1 protein-coding gene is annotated in these 835 nt (G+C 61.7%); it reads left to right on the top strand.

Translation table 11 applies throughout. The annotated features are described in order from the left end of the window. Window positions 1-202 precede the first annotated feature (202 nt). On the top strand, window positions 203-835 hold a 633-nt coding region (locus RBA41_RS33365; protein WP_306628640.1), incomplete at its 3' end, for a flagellin N-terminal helical domain-containing protein.

Here is an 835-nt window from a genome sequence, read left to right as displayed (position 1 = left end):
GCGTCAAGGATGCCCCGGCCACGCGGCCGGGTTCGCGCGACAGCCAGCCCTCATCGGGCTGGCTTTTTTTATGCAGGAAAAATAGTTCGATTAATTTCCATGTGGCACTTAACGCGGCCGGCGAAACGGTCGTCTTGTACTTGTAAGAGCGCAGCACACCGCGGCTCCGACAACCCCCACCCCCCATACCTGGAGTTCGATCATGCTGAGTCTGCACACTAACAACGCTGCCCTGTCCGCACAAAATTCGATCAACCGTACCCAAGGCAGCCTGTCGACCTCGATGACGCGCCTGTCGACCGGCTACCGCATCAATTCGTCGATGGACGACGCCGCCGGCCTGCAGATCGCCACCCGCCTGAAAGCACAAACCAGCGGCATGGCCGTTGCGATGCGCAACACCCAGAATTCGACCTCGATGCTGCAGACCGCTGAAGGCGCGCTCGACGAAGTAAGCAACATGCTGGTGCGCATGAAGGATCTGGCCACGCAATCGGCCGATGCCTCCTCCACCGCAGCCGACAAGACCGCGATGCAGTCGGAATACGATGCCCTCGGCACCGAACTGAACAACGTGTTGAACAACACTTCCTTCGGCGGCGCCAAGCTGCTCGTCGGCGGCACCATCGCCTCGGCCATGACGTTCCAGATCGGTTCGAGCACCAGTGAAAAAATGACGGTCGATATGTCGGCCAGCATGACCACCCTGGGCACCGACGTCGGCGCCACCACCGCCAACTACGCCGCCCCGAACACGGTCGGCACCGAACTGACCGGCGTGGGCACCGCCTCGACCACCATCGACAAGCTCTCGACCGCGATCGCCTCGATCGGT

Source organism: Massilia scottii, from assembly GCF_030846495.1.
GTDB lineage: Bacteria > Pseudomonadota > Gammaproteobacteria > Burkholderiales > Burkholderiaceae_D > Telluria_A > Telluria_A violaceinigra.
This window is presented reverse-complemented; position numbering and strand designations above follow the sequence as displayed.